Annotated in this window: 19 protein-coding genes and 1 pseudogene; 6 read left to right on the top strand and 14 right to left on the bottom strand. The window is 61.2% G+C overall.

Going from position 1 to position 15,512, the window contains the following annotated elements; all coding sequences use genetic code 11:
* Positions 1 to 6: 6 nt before the first annotated feature.
* From HND55_09485 to HND55_09475, 3 genes are read right to left on the bottom strand one after another with little or no spacing between them, the layout of a single operon-like run.
* Positions 7 to 156, bottom strand: coding sequence for a hypothetical protein (locus HND55_09485; protein QKK02856.1), 150 nt, complete (start codon positions 154 to 156; stop codon positions 7 to 9).
* Complete coding sequence (locus HND55_09480; protein ID QKK02855.1) at positions 153 to 338, bottom strand: hypothetical protein; 186 nt, start codon at positions 336 to 338, stop codon at positions 153 to 155. The genes HND55_09485 and HND55_09480 overlap by 4 nt, the downstream gene beginning before the upstream one ends.
* 33 nt (positions 339 to 371) lie before the next feature.
* Positions 372 to 581, bottom strand: coding sequence for a hypothetical protein (locus HND55_09475; protein QKK02854.1), 210 nt, complete (start codon positions 579 to 581; stop codon positions 372 to 374).
* An 89-nt stretch (positions 582 to 670) separates the two neighbouring features.
* Here HND55_09475 and HND55_09470 point away from each other — a divergent pair, with 89 nt between their 5' ends.
* The gene (locus tag HND55_09470; protein ID QKK02853.1) at positions 671 to 997 is read left to right on the top strand and encodes a hypothetical protein; all 327 of its coding nucleotides are present in this window, start codon (positions 671 to 673) and stop codon (positions 995 to 997) included.
* Here HND55_09470 and HND55_09465 read toward each other — a convergent pair.
* The 4 genes and pseudogenes from HND55_09465 to HND55_09450 all read right to left on the bottom strand — a co-directional run bounded on the left by HND55_09465 (position 994) and on the right by HND55_09450 (position 5,052).
* Positions 994 to 2,436 (bottom strand): sensor domain-containing diguanylate cyclase, encoded by a 1,443-nt coding sequence (locus tag HND55_09465; protein QKK04060.1) that lies wholly within the window; start codon positions 2,434 to 2,436, stop codon positions 994 to 996. The two genes, HND55_09470 and HND55_09465, sit on opposite strands and share 4 nt — an antisense overlap.
* A 22-nt stretch (positions 2,437 to 2,458) precedes the next feature.
* Entirely contained in the window at positions 2,459 to 3,262 is an 804-nt protein-coding gene (locus tag HND55_09460; protein QKK02852.1) for a S1/P1 nuclease, read from the bottom strand.
* Positions 3,263 to 3,388: 126 nt separating this feature from the next.
* Positions 3,389 to 4,171: a PEP-CTERM sorting domain-containing protein gene (locus HND55_09455; protein QKK02851.1), complete on the bottom strand. Its 783-nt coding sequence runs from the start codon at positions 4,169 to 4,171 to the stop codon at positions 3,389 to 3,391.
* Between the two features lie 680 nt (positions 4,172 to 4,851).
* A pseudogene (locus HND55_09450) lies at positions 4,852 to 5,052 on the bottom strand (type II toxin-antitoxin system HicB family antitoxin).
* A 293-nt stretch (positions 5,053 to 5,345) separates the two neighbouring features.
* On the opposite strand from HND55_09450, the gene HND55_09445 reads away from it, so the two are divergent.
* From HND55_09445 to HND55_09430, 4 genes are all read left to right on the top strand, one after another.
* A complete protein-coding gene (locus tag HND55_09445; GenBank protein QKK02850.1) occupies positions 5,346 to 5,741 on the top strand; it encodes an addiction module toxin RelE in 396 nt (131 codons plus the stop codon).
* The gene (locus HND55_09440; protein QKK02849.1) at positions 5,698 to 6,036 is read left to right on the top strand and encodes a helix-turn-helix transcriptional regulator; all 339 of its coding nucleotides are present in this window, start codon (positions 5,698 to 5,700) and stop codon (positions 6,034 to 6,036) included. The genes HND55_09445 and HND55_09440 overlap by 44 nt, the downstream gene beginning before the upstream one ends.
* Positions 6,037 to 6,290: 254 nt before the next feature.
* A complete protein-coding gene (locus HND55_09435; protein ID QKK02848.1) occupies positions 6,291 to 7,133 on the top strand; it encodes a DUF4238 domain-containing protein in 843 nt (280 codons plus the stop codon).
* A gap of 45 nt (positions 7,134 to 7,178) precedes the next feature.
* Positions 7,179 to 8,006, top strand: a complete 828-nt coding sequence (locus HND55_09430) for a restriction endonuclease (GenBank protein ID QKK04059.1) — start codon at positions 7,179 to 7,181, stop codon at positions 8,004 to 8,006.
* Positions 8,007 to 8,013: 7 nt separating this feature from the next.
* Here HND55_09430 and HND55_09425 read toward each other — a convergent pair whose 3' ends face one another.
* From HND55_09425 to HND55_09395, 7 genes are all read right to left on the bottom strand, one after another.
* Positions 8,014 to 8,217, bottom strand: a complete 204-nt coding sequence (locus HND55_09425) for a type II toxin-antitoxin system HicB family antitoxin (protein QKK02847.1) — start codon at positions 8,215 to 8,217, stop codon at positions 8,014 to 8,016.
* Positions 8,218 to 8,231: 14 nt separating this feature from the next.
* On the bottom strand, positions 8,232 to 8,444 hold the full coding sequence (locus tag HND55_09420; GenBank protein ID QKK02846.1) for a type II toxin-antitoxin system HicB family antitoxin: 213 nt from the start codon (positions 8,442 to 8,444) through the stop codon (positions 8,232 to 8,234).
* Positions 8,445 to 8,448: 4 nt separating this feature from the next.
* The gene (locus HND55_09415) at positions 8,449 to 8,697 is read right to left on the bottom strand and encodes a type II toxin-antitoxin system HicA family toxin (GenBank protein ID QKK02845.1); all 249 of its coding nucleotides are present in this window, start codon (positions 8,695 to 8,697) and stop codon (positions 8,449 to 8,451) included.
* 6 nt (positions 8,698 to 8,703) lie between these two features.
* Positions 8,704 to 12,192, bottom strand: a complete 3,489-nt coding sequence (locus tag HND55_09410; protein QKK02844.1) for a class I SAM-dependent DNA methyltransferase — start codon at positions 12,190 to 12,192, stop codon at positions 8,704 to 8,706.
* Between the two features lie 104 nt (positions 12,193 to 12,296).
* Positions 12,297 to 12,878 carry a hypothetical protein gene (locus HND55_09405; GenBank protein QKK02843.1) on the bottom strand — a complete coding sequence of 194 codons (582 nt, stop codon included), beginning with the start codon at positions 12,876 to 12,878 and terminating at the stop codon, positions 12,297 to 12,299.
* A complete protein-coding gene (locus tag HND55_09400) occupies positions 12,875 to 13,321 on the bottom strand; it encodes a sigma-70 family RNA polymerase sigma factor (protein ID QKK04058.1) in 447 nt (148 codons plus the stop codon). Before HND55_09400 ends, HND55_09405 begins: the two co-directional genes overlap by 4 nt.
* A 53-nt stretch (positions 13,322 to 13,374) precedes the next feature.
* Complete coding sequence (locus HND55_09395) at positions 13,375 to 14,118, bottom strand: hypothetical protein (GenBank protein ID QKK02842.1); 744 nt, start codon at positions 14,116 to 14,118, stop codon at positions 13,375 to 13,377.
* A 120-nt stretch (positions 14,119 to 14,238) separates the two neighbouring features.
* Here HND55_09395 and HND55_09390 point away from each other — a divergent pair, with 120 nt between their 5' ends.
* The gene (locus HND55_09390) at positions 14,239 to 15,480 is read left to right on the top strand and encodes an alpha/beta hydrolase (GenBank protein QKK02841.1); all 1,242 of its coding nucleotides are present in this window, start codon (positions 14,239 to 14,241) and stop codon (positions 15,478 to 15,480) included.
* Positions 15,481 to 15,512: the final 32 nt, after the last annotated feature.

Raw genomic sequence — 15,512 nt, 5'->3', positions numbered from 1 at the left:
TCGCGATCAGCGCCCGGAGTTAGGGCGGTCATGCCTGGCTTCCAACTCCTGGTGATGGGGCTCGCCCCTGCGAAATTCCAGAATGGTCAGAATCAGACCAACGGCCAATAACGCAAAGACGACGATGGCAACAATCAGAAAGATGCTGTCGTTCATTTGCGCTCCTTCCTGGCCGCCAGGCTGGCCAGCTTGAAGTAAATGCCGAATGCCAGAATGGACGGAACCCAGATCGCCGAAAACAGACCGTGGTCGTGATAGCCGTTGAACCACAGCACGCCCGAGACGACGAACGATACGGCGACGGCAAGCAGAATGAAGACATCGGAAAGCTTGAACATGATGATGTGTTCCTCCTTGTTTAAGTGTGTCCCTCAGAATTCGTGGAAACCGACCGCCGCCGTTAGCAGGCCGCCGATCGTGATTGCGGCGGGCACTCGAATACCGGGCATGCCGAACACGTCAAGCAGCGAGGGAATGCCCGGCACCAGACCAACGACAGCCCAGGCCAGAAAAAATGCGGCGATGCCGGCTCCGGCAAAGCCGAACATGCGGCGGAGGGGAAGGGGTCTGTGAACAGCCATGGTGGGGTACCGGAGCTCTTGTCGGCGAGATTGCGCGATGAGCGTACCAAACCGGCATGTGCGATGCCGTGAAGGTCATCCATTGCGACGTGAACAGATCGCCAGGCGGCGGGCTCTTCCTCACAGGCGGCTGCCTGCCGGCGTTCCTGCTGTTTGCCTTGTCCACCGTGGTGCTGGCGGCAGGCGTCTATCGATCGCTGGTCGAGCCCGGGTGTTCGCCGGACTATGCCGCCGGCTGGGGCATTGCCGGTGACGGTCGGCTGACCCACGCAGGCTCCAACACGATGTGGTTTGCCCGGGCCCACCTCTGGCCGGACGAGGGATTCGGGCTGGTGATCGTCTCCAATGACGGCCGCCTGGAACGCCAGCATCAGGCGTTTCAGTGGCCCAGGGACCGCCTGCGCGGACTGCGCTAGCGCTCCCGCTTGATCGCCAGCAGGGCGGCATCGGCACGCTCGAAAGCCGCCTCCAGCGTTTCACCCGGCTGAATTTCAACGACGCTGAAGGTCGCCGCCAGCCGCCTGGACGAGCCCGGAACTTCAGCCCGGGCCATCTGGCGGGACAGGGTCTCGGACTTTTTCCTGGCGCAGTCGGCTGAGCAGTCGGTCAGCAGCATCATGAACTCATCGCCACCAAACCGTCCCAGCAGGTCGTTGGCGCGCAGCGCTTGGCGAATGGTTTCGGCCACGCTGATGAGCACCTGGTCACCGGCACTGTGCCCCAGTTCATCGTTGACTGTCTTGAAGTGATCGAGATCGAGCAGACACAGCGATGCCGCCTGGCCGCGGCGACGCGCGCGCGCCAGCTCGATCCGGCCCTGCTCGAAAAACGAGCGGCGGCTGCTTACGCCGGTAAGCGTGTCGGTATCAGCCAACTGCCGGAGTTTGCGGTTGTGGTCGGTCAGCACCGGCACGGTGAGACCAAAATAGGTACTGGCCGCGATCACGGTGATCGCGAACTGGTAGACCATGGCCTGCTCGATCAGGCCGAACACGGCGACCCAGATGGCAGTCAGGCTGCAGAACACGGCCAGACTCACAGCGACCCGAAGGGCGCTTTCGGTGTAGGTGATCCACATCTGCGGGATGATCAGGAAAAACACCGCAAAGGCGAGCAGTTCGGTGGGTCCGAATCTTGCTGTTGCGGTCATCACCAGGCTCAGCAGCCCGGCCAGTACCGCCAGCTTGCCGAACCAATGCAGGCGTCTGGCGACAGTGCCATTGAGCTGAAGCGAGTGCAGCCACGCCGGCATGGTCGTATCGTTGCGGATCAGCAGCCCGGCAAAAAGCGGCGCCAGCACGATGGCCCCGGCCATGTCGCCAATCCACCAGGGTAGCCAAAGGTTGGTGTCCGCGGTCATGTCGATCATGCCGGCATAGTCGAGCGTGCGCACGCCGAGCAGGGCGGCAAGCAGCGCCGAGCCGGCGGCCAGAACCAGAAAGGCAATGATGATGGCCGGGAGGCCGTCGCTGGAAGAACGCTCAATCACACGACGCAGAATGACCGCGCCGGTGAGGTAGGCTGCGCAGTGGACCAGCCCGAACAGCACGCCGCCCCGCAGCTGCTCGGTGAGGGGCAAGCCGGTGGCATACATGGCGTCGGCCCAGACCGTGGCCACGATCGAGCAAATCAGGATAACCGGCAGGGCGCGCAGCCGTAGCACCAGAAAGGCAGCGAAGGACAGCCCGGCCGGCGGAAACCAGATGCTGGCATGCGGTGCATACTCCATCAGCGCCGAAATCCGCCACAAGGCCAGCCAGGCGATGCCAAGCAGCAGCAGATGGACCAGCCAATGCCATGGCCACTTGCTCTGGCCACGCTGGTCCTGCGCTTGACTCAACCCTTCCCGGTCCATCGGATCACTTGCCGTTCCGGAGTTACTGAACACCACCGATCATATCCAGACGGCCCACAAACAGGGTGTTCAGGTAGGCAGCGGTGCGCACTCCCGCCTGGGCCAGGCGCTGCTCGACCGTGGCTTTCCATTCGAAACCATAGGACCAGTACAGCTCCCGCCGATCAGGCTCGGGATAGATGCGATCGCGCAGGGCAGCGCTCTCGGCGATCCACACCATTGGGTCAGCGTCGTTCCACTGCGCAAAGCGCTCGGGCGTGATGTCGGCCAGCAGCCACCTGGCCAGCTCGGTGTAGGACAGCTGCCAGCGGTCGATCATCTGGCTGTCCCAGACCCGGTGAAGATTGCTGGTCTGTCCGAAATAGACGACCGCAAAGTCATTGCCGCCGCGATCGCTGCCGTTGCCCACGTGGAGTGGCTGGTGCAGGTCAGCAATGATGTGAATGATGAAGCGCAGGGCAAGCGCGCGCTCATCGTGATCCGCCTCAGGATCGACGACCGTCTCGGAAAAGCGCGTCAGCGCGCTGTGGGCATCGCCCTCGGGCGGTGCGCCGACATCCGCGTAGCGCCTGCCCTCGGGAACGGTCACGAAGTGCCAGGGGTTGGCTGCTTCCTGCCAGAATTCGCTTTGATCGGCGCGCATGAAGTCCGGCCAGGTCGATGCCCGGGCCAGATCCTCGCGGCCGAGGATATCGTTGGCCGCGTGCCGGGCCTCAGGTGAAAGAAAGTGCTCGGCCACTTCGGCAGCGGCCCGGTGGCCGGTCTGACCCCAGCCCAGAGCGCTTGTCGAACTGATCAGGCAGATAACAAGGATTGCAGGACGCATGGCAGCCATCGGTTGAAACCGCCGCGCAGTATACCGACGGCGCGCCGCTTGCGCATGATGCGCGGACGATGATTCTGCCGGCCGGAATGAATCGCCCGGGGGCGCGAACCCCCGGGCGAGTCGTGCTTATCGACGCAGCAGCACAATGCCTGTAATCATCAGAACCAGGGTCAAGAGGATTGCCCAGGTCAGGCCGCCGACGGGAACCGGGAAGAACTCCGGAAACGGTTCTCCGCCGCCGCCGCCCGGCACGCTGCTGCCGAGAGTGATATTGTCAAAGCCGATCTGGTCGGCCGTACCGGCAAAGTCCACCGACAGGGCGGTGCCCGAAAAACTGGCGCCGAATTCCTGCCAGTTGTCGAACGTGTACGGCGTGGTGCCGGTCGGCGGCGTGATGGGCAGACTCAGCTCGGCCAGAAGGGTTCCGGTGCCGTCCAGTCCGTCATAGACGCGAACCGTGCCGGGCTGGCTGGCGGCGCTGTAGAAGAACGAAAAGCCGTCGGTAAAGCCGGCAGGCACGTTCATGATGGTTTCCGTGCCGGTCAGGAAAAACAGGATGGTGTCACCCGACGGGTTGTTGGTAAAGTTGCCGGTGCCATCCGGCGATTCCGCGGAAATAATCGCCAGGCCGTTCGATGAGAACGTGATCCCCAGGTCAGGTCCCGGTCCGGAACCGTTACCACCGAGCCCGCCGTCGTAAAACGCTTCCACGGGCTCCAGGTCGATAAGTCCCTCGAAGGTCAGAACGGGGTTCGTGCCGCCGCCACGGGGTTCTCCGTCGGGCGTGGGTGTGGCGCTGGGGTTGGGCTCCAGGCAGCACAAACCGCTGGTTTGGGCCTGGGCAGGCAGTACAAACATCGCGCAGAGCAGGCCCACGGCCGCCAGTGACACGCTGATTCGCTTTTTCATCCGATTTGCTCCCTTTGATCCGGTTGGTTTGTTGAGTGGCCCCTCAGCATGATCATTACAGGCTCAGCGCTCAGGCGGCGCTTGTTGATGAACGGGCGTCCGGCGTGGAACGATGACCTGCCAACCCAACCCACAATGACACGTTTCGGGTACGCGCATTATATCGCAACCTGGCCCGCATCGCTTGACGGTCATCAAGGTTAGCGAAGGCCTGCATCAGGGGCCGAACGGCCCACCTTATTTTCAACAAACCAGAGCTGCCGCGAATTTCCGACTGGTTTGGCGGCGTGCTGTTGCCGGTGCTGTCGGGGGCGGGCTGCCGGGTGTTTCGGCTGAAAGTGCGCCAGGCCAAGCCTGGAGGAGGGGAATATCTGATGTAGTAACAAGGTGAGGATTGAAACCTCCTGTTGTAGCACCTATCGGGTGCAAGTCCCGATCCGGCAAGGACGAGCCATCCACCGGAACCGAGTGTTGCGAGGCTTGGGGGTGACCCCGGTCTCGAAGCGTACACAGGGAGTCGGCAGGCTGCGTGATTGAGCCCCGAAATGAAACTGATTGTGGAGCCGATGTCGTTTTCAGAGCAGAAGGCCACATCGTTCGTCGCGCCTTGGCCAGTGGCGGACGGTCAACCGGGGTCGAAGAGCGAACAGCGGCAAACGATGGGTACGGTGCGGTGAAGGATGGGTGACGTAGATTTCGTCGTGCAGGCGGCTCTGGATCTCGTCGGGGGAGGCGGATTCGAGAAACAGCTCGATGGCTTCTCGCAGGTTGTTCCGGGCTTCGGATACGGACTCGCCCTGGCTGGCGATGTCGAGTTCCGGGCACAGGGCGACGTAGGTGTCGTCCTCGCGTTCGATGATGGCCGTGAAGCGCTGGGTCATGGGTATTCTCCGCTCGTGATGCCGTAATTATGAACCAAATAGCCGTACCTCGACATTTTCAGCGGGCTCAGGTTTCTCGCACACGGCAGCGTCGGCGTCGACGACATCACTGATGATCAGCGCCATGACTGGCTTCCAGATTGCGATCCTTGGCTAGCTGGCGGGAGGGCCGAGCAGTTCCGCGGCGCGCGATATGAACACCCACCCATACTCAGTCCCCACTGCTCGGTCGCCGCTGTTGGGCACTTAAATATGCCCTTGACGCCATATGCATCCAGATGCATACTTATGTCATGCAGCGGGAAGTCAGGCTTGCCGATGAGTTCGATCCTGAATTCGACGAGCTGCCCGAGATCGTCCAGGACGAGCTTCTGGCGAGGGCGAAGTTGCTCGAGGCGTTCGGGCCGGAACTGGGGCGTCCCCACGCGGACACCCTGAATGCATCCAGGCATCCGAACATGAAGGAGTTGCGATTCAATGCTGATGACGGCGTATGGAGAGTCGCCTTTGCTTTCGACCCGGACAGGGCGGCCATTCTGCTCGTGGCCGCGGACAAGGCCGGGGTGAAGGAGCGAAGGTTCTACCGCCGGCTGATCAAGCTCGCGGTGAGCGATTCGACAAACATTTGCAAAGAGAGAAGTGATCATGGCAAGAACACTGACCGACAAGCTGAATTCGCTGCCCGCTGATCGACGCGAGCGCATCGAAGCGCGGGCGGCTGAATTGATCGACCAGGAGTTGACCCTGCGTGAGCTGCGCAAGGCGCTCGACATGACCCAGACGGCACTGGCCGAGCAGCTCAAGGTGGGTCAGGAAACGGTTTCGCGTCTTGAACGCCGAACCGACATGCTGCTCAGTACCCTGGACGATTACGTGCAGGCGCTGGGCGGTCGCCTGGAGCTTAACGTGGAGTTTCCCGGCCACAGGAAGATCCGGCTCAAGTCGCTGCATGAGCCGAAGTCGCATAGCGAGGAAGCGGCCTGAACTGCCGGTGATGACTACACGTTTCCGCTGAAACGTCGATGGAGAATGGCAGGCCAGGGCATGCCGGTCGCGGATCCCATCGGGGGCGCCAAGAGTCAGTAGTGGGTTTGCATTTGCTGCTGGCGCAGGTGTAAAAAGGGGTGAGTTGGTGCAAGTGCTTGCCCGCGGGGCCGGGCGTAAAGGGAGGGCAGTATGGCGAAATCCTCGATTCTTGAGCGGATTGATTCAGGCGAGAAGGAGCGCCTTGCTCCTGCATGAGCGGAAGACCCCAAATTCAACACTGGGTGCCGCGATTCTATCTCAAGCACTTTGCTACAGAGGAAACAAGGAGGACTCCAAACCCGAAAGTCTGGGTGATCAATAAAAGCAAGAGTCCTTCAGAGCCCGAACTGATGACGACCAGAAGGATTTGCGGTCAGCGATTCTTGTATACGCCCGAGGGGACTGATGGCAGCCGAGACTGGAGTCTTGAAGAGCACCTCTCGGAGCTTGAGAGCCAGGCAGCAGAGTACTGGGAAGCGCTTTCTAGAGCGCAACTCGATCTATCAGAGCCAACGACTCGAAGTCGAGTAGCCGAATTTCTAGCTGCACTTCACCTACGCAACAAATTCGTGTTTGATCTATACAAGGGAGTAATGGAAACTAAAATCGCGCTATTTGGTGAGACCGAACTTACTCAACGTGTAGCGCGTGAGAAAAACAATGACGATCGACCGGACCCGACTCATGCTGGACGATTCTTTGCACAGAGCACGAAGAACAACATCCCGAGCGTCAAGGAGTCATTTATGTCCTTTCGCTGGACGCTCCTGAAGTGCGAACAGAATGTTCTGATTACCTCTGACGTACCCGTATCATTTATCGATTCGTTGCCACAACGATCCGGACCAGGAGCGAAAGATCCGAAAGCAATTTTTCCAGTCTCGCCCAGCACAATGCTCTATATGGAGCACTGCGATGGGCAGCCCGATACCGTCCAAAAGGAGATTGACGGAGCACTGTTCTGGAAGATCAACCGTGTTATTGCGCATCAAGCTGAAATGTTCGTGGTTCTTGGCATGCAACCCACGCCAGATATGAGCCAGTTAGAGCTCTAGAAGGATTACCCCGTGACCAAGCGACAATCCGAATTTACACGGTGGATGGGCCCAATTCTGGATGCGCTCCGAGAGTTGGGCGGCTCAGGGAAGCCACGGGAAGTCTCCGAATGGATTTCTGAGAAACACCAGATCCAGGGCACACCGTTGGAAGAGACGCTGAAGTCCGGGCAGTCCCGATTTTACAACCAAGTCCACTGGGCACGTCAGTATCTGGTCTGGGAGGGGCTGCTGGATGCCTCCAAGCGGGGTGTCTGGACATTGACGGACCGGGGCTTCGAGACCCGTCTGTCTGAAGGAGAATCGCGTGATCTGTTCCTGAAATGGGTAAAGATTCATGCCGATGCCCGCAAGGATTCTGAATCCGTTTCAGAATCGTCGGATGCAGATGTAGAAATTCCCGATGAGGATCACCGCCAGCTGCTGCTTGAACTGCTCAAGAAGGTAACACCAGAGGGATTCGAGCAGATTTGCGCGAGACTGCTGCGGGAGTCTGGGTTCGAGAAGGTTACCGTTACCGGCGGCCCGAAGGACGAGGGAATCGACGGTATCGGAATCCTCCAGGTCAATCCCTTCGTCAGCTTCAAAGTGCTCTTTCAGTGCAAGCGCTATCAAGGCTCGGTTTCGCGCGCACAAGTTGGCGATTTTCGAAATGCCATGATCGGGCGAGCGGACAAGGGCATCATCATGACTACGGGCACATTTACGGCGGATGCCCGAAAAGAGGCGGATCGCGATGGGGCGCCGCCGGTCGAGCTGGTGGATAGTGAAAAACTTGTCGAGATGTTCGAGGCTGCTGGCCTGGGCGTGAGGCCAAAGACGGTTTACGAAGTGGATCAGGCGTTTTTCGGGCGATTCCTGCCTTCGGACTAGCTGCGTTTCAGTTTCTGGGGAGAGTTTGAGACCGGAAACGATCACGGACTTCAGTAGGCGACGCTGACACGAGGAACAGTTCAAGCGCTTCGCTCAAATTCCTGCGGGCGTGCACAGCAGTTTTTCCCTGGCTAGCGATGTCGAGTTCCGGGCATAGGGCAACGTAGGTGTCGTCTTCGCGTTCGATCGTGACTGTGAAACGCTGATTCATATCTCAGAAAGCCTTTATGCGTACATGAGGCGGCGGCCCTTTGGTTCGGGGATCGGGTCGCCGAACTCGCGGGCGGTATCCAGCCAGAGCTCGATAGCCTGCTGGGCGTTTTTCAGCGCCTCCCCCTGAGATTCACCGTGGGCCTGGCAGCCCGGGAGCTCTGGCACTTCCGCGATGAAGGCGTTGTCTTCTTCGCTCCAGAAGATAATGATTTCGTATCGGTGCATTTCGCTACTCCGAGAGTTTGTATCTGGTGATAATTTCTCTGACCTGCTTTACCTGGTAGGGTTTCGCTTTGCCGCCCGTGCTCTGCAAATTCGGTCGTTCATGGACGCCTGATTTGCGGAAAATATGATGGGAGCCTCGCACTCGTTGCTCGAAACCCAATCTTTCCAGCAATCGGCATAGCTCGTCAAACTCAATATTGGCATCCGAGCGGCCGGAGAGAATAGAGCTCAGCAGTTTCTGATACTTACCCATCTTCCGTTATACCTCCCGAAGTCGGCATGTTCCCTGCTCGTCGGTACGGATCATCCCCAGTTCCGTCAGGGCGTCCAGGACTTGGACAACCGATTTTTCAGGCTTCCGTTTGAATCGCGTGGCCAGGGTAGGGGCGTCCATGGGGCCGGTGGCGAGTTGGTCGCGGACAGCTCGGATTTGGGCTTGCAAGGTCTTCGGCCACGGCAGCTTCTTGGAAGGTCCCGGATCGGGTCCGGGACGACGGGTGTCGGGGGCTTCTGATTCTTCCGTTGCCAGCTCGCCTTGTTGGGCGATTTCTTCCGGGGCCTGGTAGTCGGGGCGTAGCCAGCGGATTTTGCCTTTGGCTTCTTCGGCGGCGCGTTGGTGGTTTAGGTCGACGAGGCGTTGGAGGAGTTCTTCTTCGGCTTCCAGTTGGTCTTCGGGCTTTTCGGGCCAGGGGGTGGTGGCGCCGGGGCGGCCGACGAGTTTTTCGGCCAGGTCGTCCCAGCCGTAAGCCGGGAAGACGGCGCGGTCGAGGTCGTCGTGGAGTTCGCGCAGGACGGAGACCAGACCCTGTTCGTGGATTTCCTTTTCCTTGTCGGTCAGGGGCTCTTCGCGGCGGAGTTTTTCCAGGACGTTGTACATGCCGGTCATGGTCAGGCCGGTGTGTTGGTCCTGTTGGCGCTTTCTGTGTGTGTCAATTTGTTCGGCCAGTTTGCAGATCGTCCTTCGAGTAGCGTCGTCGGGTGCAGGAAAGGGGAAGGTTTCAAAGCAGCGGCTAACCACATAGGTAGGTCGATCCTCAAGGGCGCTGCCTGAAGCAATGGACCAAACAAAGTGGGCTCGAGAGCATAGCGTTCCTAGAATGAAGGGGTCGGTTAGTGATATGCAAATGAGCTTGCTGTCCGGAAGGATGTCCGTCTGCAATAAAAGAAAGAGTCTGTGTTTAGCCGTCTTAACTGTAGCGATATAGCGATCAAGCCCGACAAGGGATGCACGCATGTCTTGCCTTGGCTTTCCAAAAAGCCACCATTTTCTGGCGTAACCAGCGCCATCCTTCGTGTGAGCTTTAGCATCTCTTTCTGGTTTAACCCGATCCGCCACCCACTGATAAATGGCTGGGTATTGCGTTCGGACTTGATTCTCAGATAATCCGAATAAGTCAATAATCTTCACATTGCGAGGTTTTCCAACAATGTCCCGGCCATTGCAGTAATTCCGTATGACAGAAGAATTGGCGTTGGGGCTGAAGCATTGGAGCTTTTTGGCTTCATCTTGTGTGAGTACAAAGCCCATGCCATGAGGCTTGATGCCTTCAAAACAAAGACGCTTGTTAGACGTCAAAGCAGTAGACCCAACAACGTCAGCACCTACGGAAAGGTCGGCGAAAATGAGCCCCGATCTAGTTGAGAATGTTACTTCTCGAGCATCTTCTTGTGTGGGGCCTTCTTTTGTTATCGTCTTCAATTGCCCCAAGCGTTCGTCAACCGTGCCAACTGTCATTGCGATGCGAACCGCTGCGCCGTCTGCACCGTCTACCCATGGATGATCGGGAACAACAAACGCCAGCGTTAGCGGCTTTTTCTCGTTCAAGTGTCGTTCGAGAACGCGGCGGTTGAAAGTTTGGCGCAGGCTGTTTGTGGTGATAAGGCCGAACTGGTGGATGTGGCCGTTGCGGACCAAGTCCGCGGCCTTGTTCCACCAGTACATGACGAAATCGCTAGACTCGGGGACTTCTTTCCAGGTCTTTCTCAGAGCGTCAACGTAGCCGTCGCCGAGGGCACGGCGCATGCTGGCCGCCCCAATGAATGGCGGATTCCCCACCACATAATCCGCCTCCGGCCACTCCGCCTTCCTCGGATTGACGTAAACCTCCTCCGGCACCTGCGCTGACTCGTCGGGGATGTCTTCGCCGGTGGTGGGGCTCTTTTTGTAGGTCTTGCCGTCCCAGCGCATGACGGGGCGGCCGTGTTCGTCCATTTTGTATTCCCAGCGGTCGTAGGCCAGGACGGCGTCGCGGCATTCGATGTTTTCGAAGGCTCTTAAGACCGGCTGGGGCGGGTTGATGTGGCCGTGGGTTCGGAAGTGCCATTGCAGGTAGCCGATCCACAGGACCATTTCGGCGATGGCGGCGGCTCTGGGGTTGATCTCGATCCCCAGGAACTGGTGCGGGTCGACGGTGTTGCCCTGCATTTCGAGCAGGTTCTGGCCTTCGCCCAGGTCGGCAAGGGTGCCCAGAATTTCGCCTTCCAGGCGCTTCATGTGTTCGAGCGTGACGTAGAGGAAGTTGCCGCTGCCGCAGGCCGGGTCGAGGATTCTGATTTCGCACAGCTTGCGGTGGAAGTCGCGGATTTCGTTGACGGCCTTGTCGTGCTTGCCTTGTGCTTCCAGGGCTGCGGCGGCGGCCTGGACGTTTTTCCATTCGTCTCTGAGTGGGTCGATGACGGTGGGCATGACCAGGCGCTCGACGTAGGCTCGGGGCGTGTAGTGTGCGCCGAGCTTGTGGCGTTCTTCGGGGTCTAGCGCACGTTCCAACAATGTGCCGAAGATGGCCGGTTCGACCTGGCTCCAGTCGTGCTTGGCCGCGTCGATCAGCAGTTCGATCTGGTCGGCGTCGAGGGCGATCGGGTTGATGTCGACGAACAGGCTGCCGTTGAAGCGCAGGATCTCGCTGTTGAGCACGCCGCTGTAGCCGCCGGTGTTCATCGTTTCCCACAGGTTGCCGACGGCGCTGGCGAAGTGTTCGGGCGTATCTTTAAGTTTCTGGAGTAGGGCGGTGAACTCGCCGGTGGGCAGCAGGCCGACGTCCTCGCAGAACATGGTGAACAGGCAGCGCTTGATGAAGTGGGCGACGCGTTCGACCTTGTAGCCGTCCTTTTCCAGGGTGCGCGCCAGCTTGGCCAGGGTGTCGCTGATCTCGCGGGTGACGCGGGCGGCGTACTTGGACGGGTCCAGGCTGTCGGGGTCGGTCCAGATCTTCTTGAGGCGCTCGCGGACTTTTTCCTCGCGCAGGTCTTCGAGGTGGATGCGGTGCGCTCTAGGGTCCGGGAAGGGCACATAGGTCGCGCCCGAGCGGGTGAACTCGGAATAGACCTCGATGGTCTTGCCGACGTCGCAGGTCAGCAGGAAGGGCGGGCGGCCTTCCTCGGCGGGCAGGGCGCGGATGTAGGTGTCGGCCTGGGCGGCGGCGCGCAGCATGGCCTTGTCCCAGCGGCTGGATTCGTGCTTTTCGCTGACCTGCTTGGCCTCGAGCACGAAGTGGCCACGGCGGTAGAGGTCGATATAGCCGCGCGTGGTGGAGCCGTCGGGGTGGTTGATGTCGACCCGTCGTTCGAACACGTAGCCGTTCTTCGCCGGGTCGGGGCCGGCCGGCTCCGGGCCGGGCAGGTCGAGCAGCTGGCACAGCTCGGTCAGGAAGAGCTGGTAGTTGGCGCGCTCCTTGCCGCCGGTGTCGGTCCAGCGGTCGATGAAGGCCTCGACGGCCTCGGGTGTGTGCTTGTCGGTGGCGTCGTTCATGCGTGGTGGTGCCACTGCCCCTCGTTTCCGGTTTCAGAGCCTACCAGCATTGGCCTTGCGGGGGAATGCCCGGTTCGCCGGCCGGGGCCGGGCGGTTGCCTGGCTCAGCCGGAGGATGGCGGGTCGACCGCGTCGAGCTCGTGCTTGCGGCGCGTGACCCGGCGGGCGACGGCCCGCTTACGGATCAGCGTGATCAGCCAGATGCCCAGCACCAGAATGGTCGACAGCAGCCAGGACCGTGCACCTTCGCCGTCCACCAGGGCCGACTTGAAGGTTATGAGCACCGTCACGACGCAGAGTGCGGCGACGCCGACCAGGCTGGCTTGCCAGTAGCGCAATTGGCCGTCCAGACGCCGGCGCTCGTGTTCGAGCAGGGCGGCCGCGTCGGCGGGGCGCTGTACCCAGCTTCTGCGGCGCTGGCGAAACGCCCATGCGACGAACAGGCCGGCGAGTGCCGCCAGGCCACCAGCCAGCGAACGCTCCATGACGGGCAGTCCGGGCATCAGGACGGTTGCCAGGCACACTGCAATCGTGACCAGGCCAAGTACGACCTCCAGCGCGGTCACCAGCTTGTCGCGGCGATTGCGACGCCGAGCGTTCTCGAGCAGGGCATCGATATCCAGGTCCCGGGTCGCGGATGCGCGCCATTCACGGCGCCAGGCGTCGAAATCGTGATCATCACTCATGTTTTCACTCCAGGAGCAAGCAGGGCCTTGAGCTGTTTTCGGCCGCGGCTGAGGCGCTGTGCGACGGCGTTCTCCTCCAGCCCTAATGTAGCGCCGATCTCGGCATGGCTGAACCCTTCAAGCATTAGTTCCACGCATTGGCGGCTGGTCAGGGGAAGACGGCGGATCGCCCAGGTCAGATCGATGCGCTCCGTGAGCCGGCCATCGGCTGACGATAACTGTTCGGCGGTCGCTTCCGCGGTCGCTTTTCGGTCGAGAATGCGCTGGCGTTTGAGCACATGATCGACCGCCCGATTGTGTGCCACGCGGGCCACGAAGGTCTTCAGGCTGGATTCCGCTCGAAAGGCGGGCAGGGCCTTCCACAATCCCAGCACGATCTCCTGCAACAGATCTTCGCGCAGCGCAGCGTCGGCTTCGTAGCTTATGGCAATACGCGAAAGCATGGGGCCGAAGCGCTCCAGCAGCTGCCTGATGTCGTCCGTGGTGCCTGCCGGATTCACGCTTTGTGGCTCGCCTGCCGTCGCAGGTCAATATACGCAGCCAGCCCGACACACAATAGCCACGGGCCCAGCAGCAGCGTCGGTAGCAGATAGGCGGACGGCGAAATGAAGAAGACCAGCATCATCATCATGGCCACAAGAACCATCGGCGCGGCGTTGCGCAGGCACAGCCGAATGCTTGTCAGCAGGGCCGGTCCCAATGAATAGCGGTCGATCAGAATCAGCGGTGCGCTGAACATCATGATTGTCGATAGGGGTACGCCGGCGGCCAGAATAAGCCCGATCTGAAACTCGCCGGGGGGCAAATCACTCGTCGCTCGGGCAAAGATCAGCAGATCCAGGGCACCCGGGCCGAGCAGCAAGCGGCCGGCTGCCACCTGCACGAGGAAAACCAGAAGCTGGACAACTGCCAGGCCGGCCAGAGCCGCCCATGAGCCGGTGACCGCGCTAAGGGTTTGCCGGAGCCGCAGCCGTCCGCCGATGTGAAGCCGGTAGAGGGGCAGCCAGAACAGGCCGCCAAATAATCCGGCTGCGATTTTCGACAGGGTGATGCCAACGAATGGAATCGCGGTCTGGATCTGCATTTCGATGGCCAGGAGCAGAAGCATCAGGCCGAACAGGCGGCTTGGTGCGCGCCGGAACAGTTGCCATCCGGACCGCAGCCAGCCGGCGAAGCGCGCGGCTGGATGCGCCGGGGTATCGATGGCCACAGCGGCGGGAATTGTGATTGTGTCGGTCATGGGGTGCCTGGTTGCGTTTTGGTTTCGATACCCATAGACGTGCCGTGCCACGAAAACCTGACGAAGATCGCAGCGGCCAGCGCCGGACGCGGCCCGCGTTGACGTCGACGGGAAGTGTGTATGATGAATGCCCGCACTGACTGGCCGGCATCGATGAAGCCTTCCGGCACCGAACTGACTCCCTCTGATCTGCACGGCCTGAGCCTGCTGGCGGCCGATGGCGTGGTCGGGGTCAGCCGGCTGGTTGAACAGCTTCACCACACGATCGCCCGGGTCTCGCCGCCGGTGGGTTCGGCCGCTGACGCAGCCACGCGCGGCATCACCGGGCTGGTCTATCGATCGGTACGCGCCATTGCTGGCCTGGCCGGCAGCGGCGCCGGGGTGACGCTTGGCCGGTTCGCGCCGCGCGTGCCGATCGGCCGATGGCGCCGGGATGAGCTGCTCAGCGTGCTCAACGGCGTGCTGGGCGATCACCTGGAAAGCCGGGGCAACCCGCTGGCGATCGATATGCGCCTGATCTTCGACGGCGTGGCGCTGGATCTGGAAAGCGAGCTGCCGGAGCTGCTGGCGCAAGGGGCCGGCCGCAAACTGCTGGTCAGCCTGCACGGGCTGTGCATGAGCGAGTCTCGCTGGGCTCCTCCCGACCGCAATGGCAGCCTGCCAGAGGCGCTGGCGCGCATGCACGGCTACACGCCGGTGTATCTGCGCTACAACAGCGGCCGGCATATCTCGACCAATGGCGCCGAGCTGGCCTCGAAGCTGGCCAGGCTGGTCAAGATCTGGCCGCAGCCGGTCGAGCAGATCGTTTTGCTGGGGCACAGCATGGGCGGGCTGGTCGCGCGCAGCGCCTGCCATCACGGGGTCGTTGACGGCAGTGGCTGGGTCGAGGCGCTGTCGGCCATCGTTGCCCTGGGCAGCCCGCATCACGGTGCGCCGCTGGAGCGGATCGGCGATCGATTCGATCGATTGCTGGGGATCAGCCCCTACAGCGCGCCGTTTGCGCGGCTCGGGCGACTGCGCTCGGCCGGCATCACCGATCTGCGCCACGGCAATCTGTGCCGCGAGGATTGGCAGGACCGGGATCGATTCGAATCCGCCGAGGACTGCCGCCGACCGGTCGAGCTGCCTGCCCATGTTCGCCTTTGCCTGGTCGCGGCCACGCTCGATCAGCGCACCGATTCTCTGCGTTCGCGCACCATCGGCGATGGGCTGGTGCCGGTGCCCAGCGCCCTGGGCCAGCATGCCAGGCCCGAGCTCAACCTGCCGGCCCGGCCGGAACACCAGTTCGTGATTGGGCGCAGCAATCACGTGGGCCTGATCCATCACCGACGCGTTCTGCGGCAGATCCGGGACTGGGTGTAGCAAGAGCGGGTCGCGGCAGCGCCGACAGCGGC

The sequence above is a fragment of the Pseudomonadota bacterium genome, assembly GCA_013285445.1.
Lineage (GTDB): Bacteria > Pseudomonadota > Gammaproteobacteria > Xanthomonadales > Wenzhouxiangellaceae > Wenzhouxiangella.
The sequence above is the reverse complement of the archived record's forward strand: the minus strand, read 5'-3'. Positions and strand labels throughout refer to the sequence as shown.

Excerpts from the sequence above, each read along its gene's own strand:
- HND55_09485 (QKK02856.1), bottom strand. The coding sequence starts at position 156 with ATGAACGACAGCATCTTTCTGATTGTTGCCATCGTCGTCTTTGCGTTA.
- HND55_09480 (QKK02855.1), bottom strand. The coding sequence starts at position 338 with ATGTTCAAGCTTTCCGATGTCTTCATTCTGCTTGCCGTCGCCGTATCG.
- HND55_09475 (QKK02854.1), bottom strand. The coding sequence starts at position 581 with ATGGCTGTTCACAGACCCCTTCCCCTCCGCCGCATGTTCGGCTTTGCC.
- HND55_09465 (QKK04060.1), bottom strand. The coding sequence starts at position 2,436 with ATGGACCGGGAAGGGTTGAGTCAAGCGCAGGACCAGCGTGGCCAGAGC.
- HND55_09460 (QKK02852.1), bottom strand. The coding sequence starts at position 3,262 with ATGCGTCCTGCAATCCTTGTTATCTGCCTGATCAGTTCGACAAGCGCT.
- HND55_09455 (QKK02851.1), bottom strand. The coding sequence starts at position 4,171 with ATGAAAAAGCGAATCAGCGTGTCACTGGCGGCCGTGGGCCTGCTCTGC.
- HND55_09445 (QKK02850.1), top strand. The coding sequence starts at position 5,346 with ATGCAGCGGGAAGTCAGGCTTGCCGATGAGTTCGATCCTGAATTCGAC.
- HND55_09440 (QKK02849.1), top strand. The coding sequence starts at position 5,698 with ATGGCAAGAACACTGACCGACAAGCTGAATTCGCTGCCCGCTGATCGA.
- HND55_09435 (QKK02848.1), top strand. The coding sequence starts at position 6,291 with ATGAGCGGAAGACCCCAAATTCAACACTGGGTGCCGCGATTCTATCTC.
- HND55_09430 (QKK04059.1), top strand. The coding sequence starts at position 7,179 with ATGGGCCCAATTCTGGATGCGCTCCGAGAGTTGGGCGGCTCAGGGAAG.
- HND55_09425 (QKK02847.1), bottom strand. The coding sequence starts at position 8,217 with ATGAATCAGCGTTTCACAGTCACGATCGAACGCGAAGACGACACCTAC.
- HND55_09420 (QKK02846.1), bottom strand. The coding sequence starts at position 8,444 with ATGCACCGATACGAAATCATTATCTTCTGGAGCGAAGAAGACAACGCC.
- HND55_09415 (QKK02845.1), bottom strand. The coding sequence starts at position 8,697 with ATGGGTAAGTATCAGAAACTGCTGAGCTCTATTCTCTCCGGCCGCTCG.
- HND55_09410 (QKK02844.1), bottom strand. The coding sequence starts at position 12,192 with ATGAACGACGCCACCGACAAGCACACACCCGAGGCCGTCGAGGCCTTC.
- HND55_09405 (QKK02843.1), bottom strand. The coding sequence starts at position 12,878 with ATGAGTGATGATCACGATTTCGACGCCTGGCGCCGTGAATGGCGCGCA.
- HND55_09400 (QKK04058.1), bottom strand. The coding sequence starts at position 13,321 with ATGCTTTCGCGTATTGCCATAAGCTACGAAGCCGACGCTGCGCTGCGC.
- HND55_09395 (QKK02842.1), bottom strand. The coding sequence starts at position 14,118 with ATGACCGACACAATCACAATTCCCGCCGCTGTGGCCATCGATACCCCG.
- HND55_09390 (QKK02841.1), top strand. The coding sequence starts at position 14,239 with ATGATGAATGCCCGCACTGACTGGCCGGCATCGATGAAGCCTTCCGGC.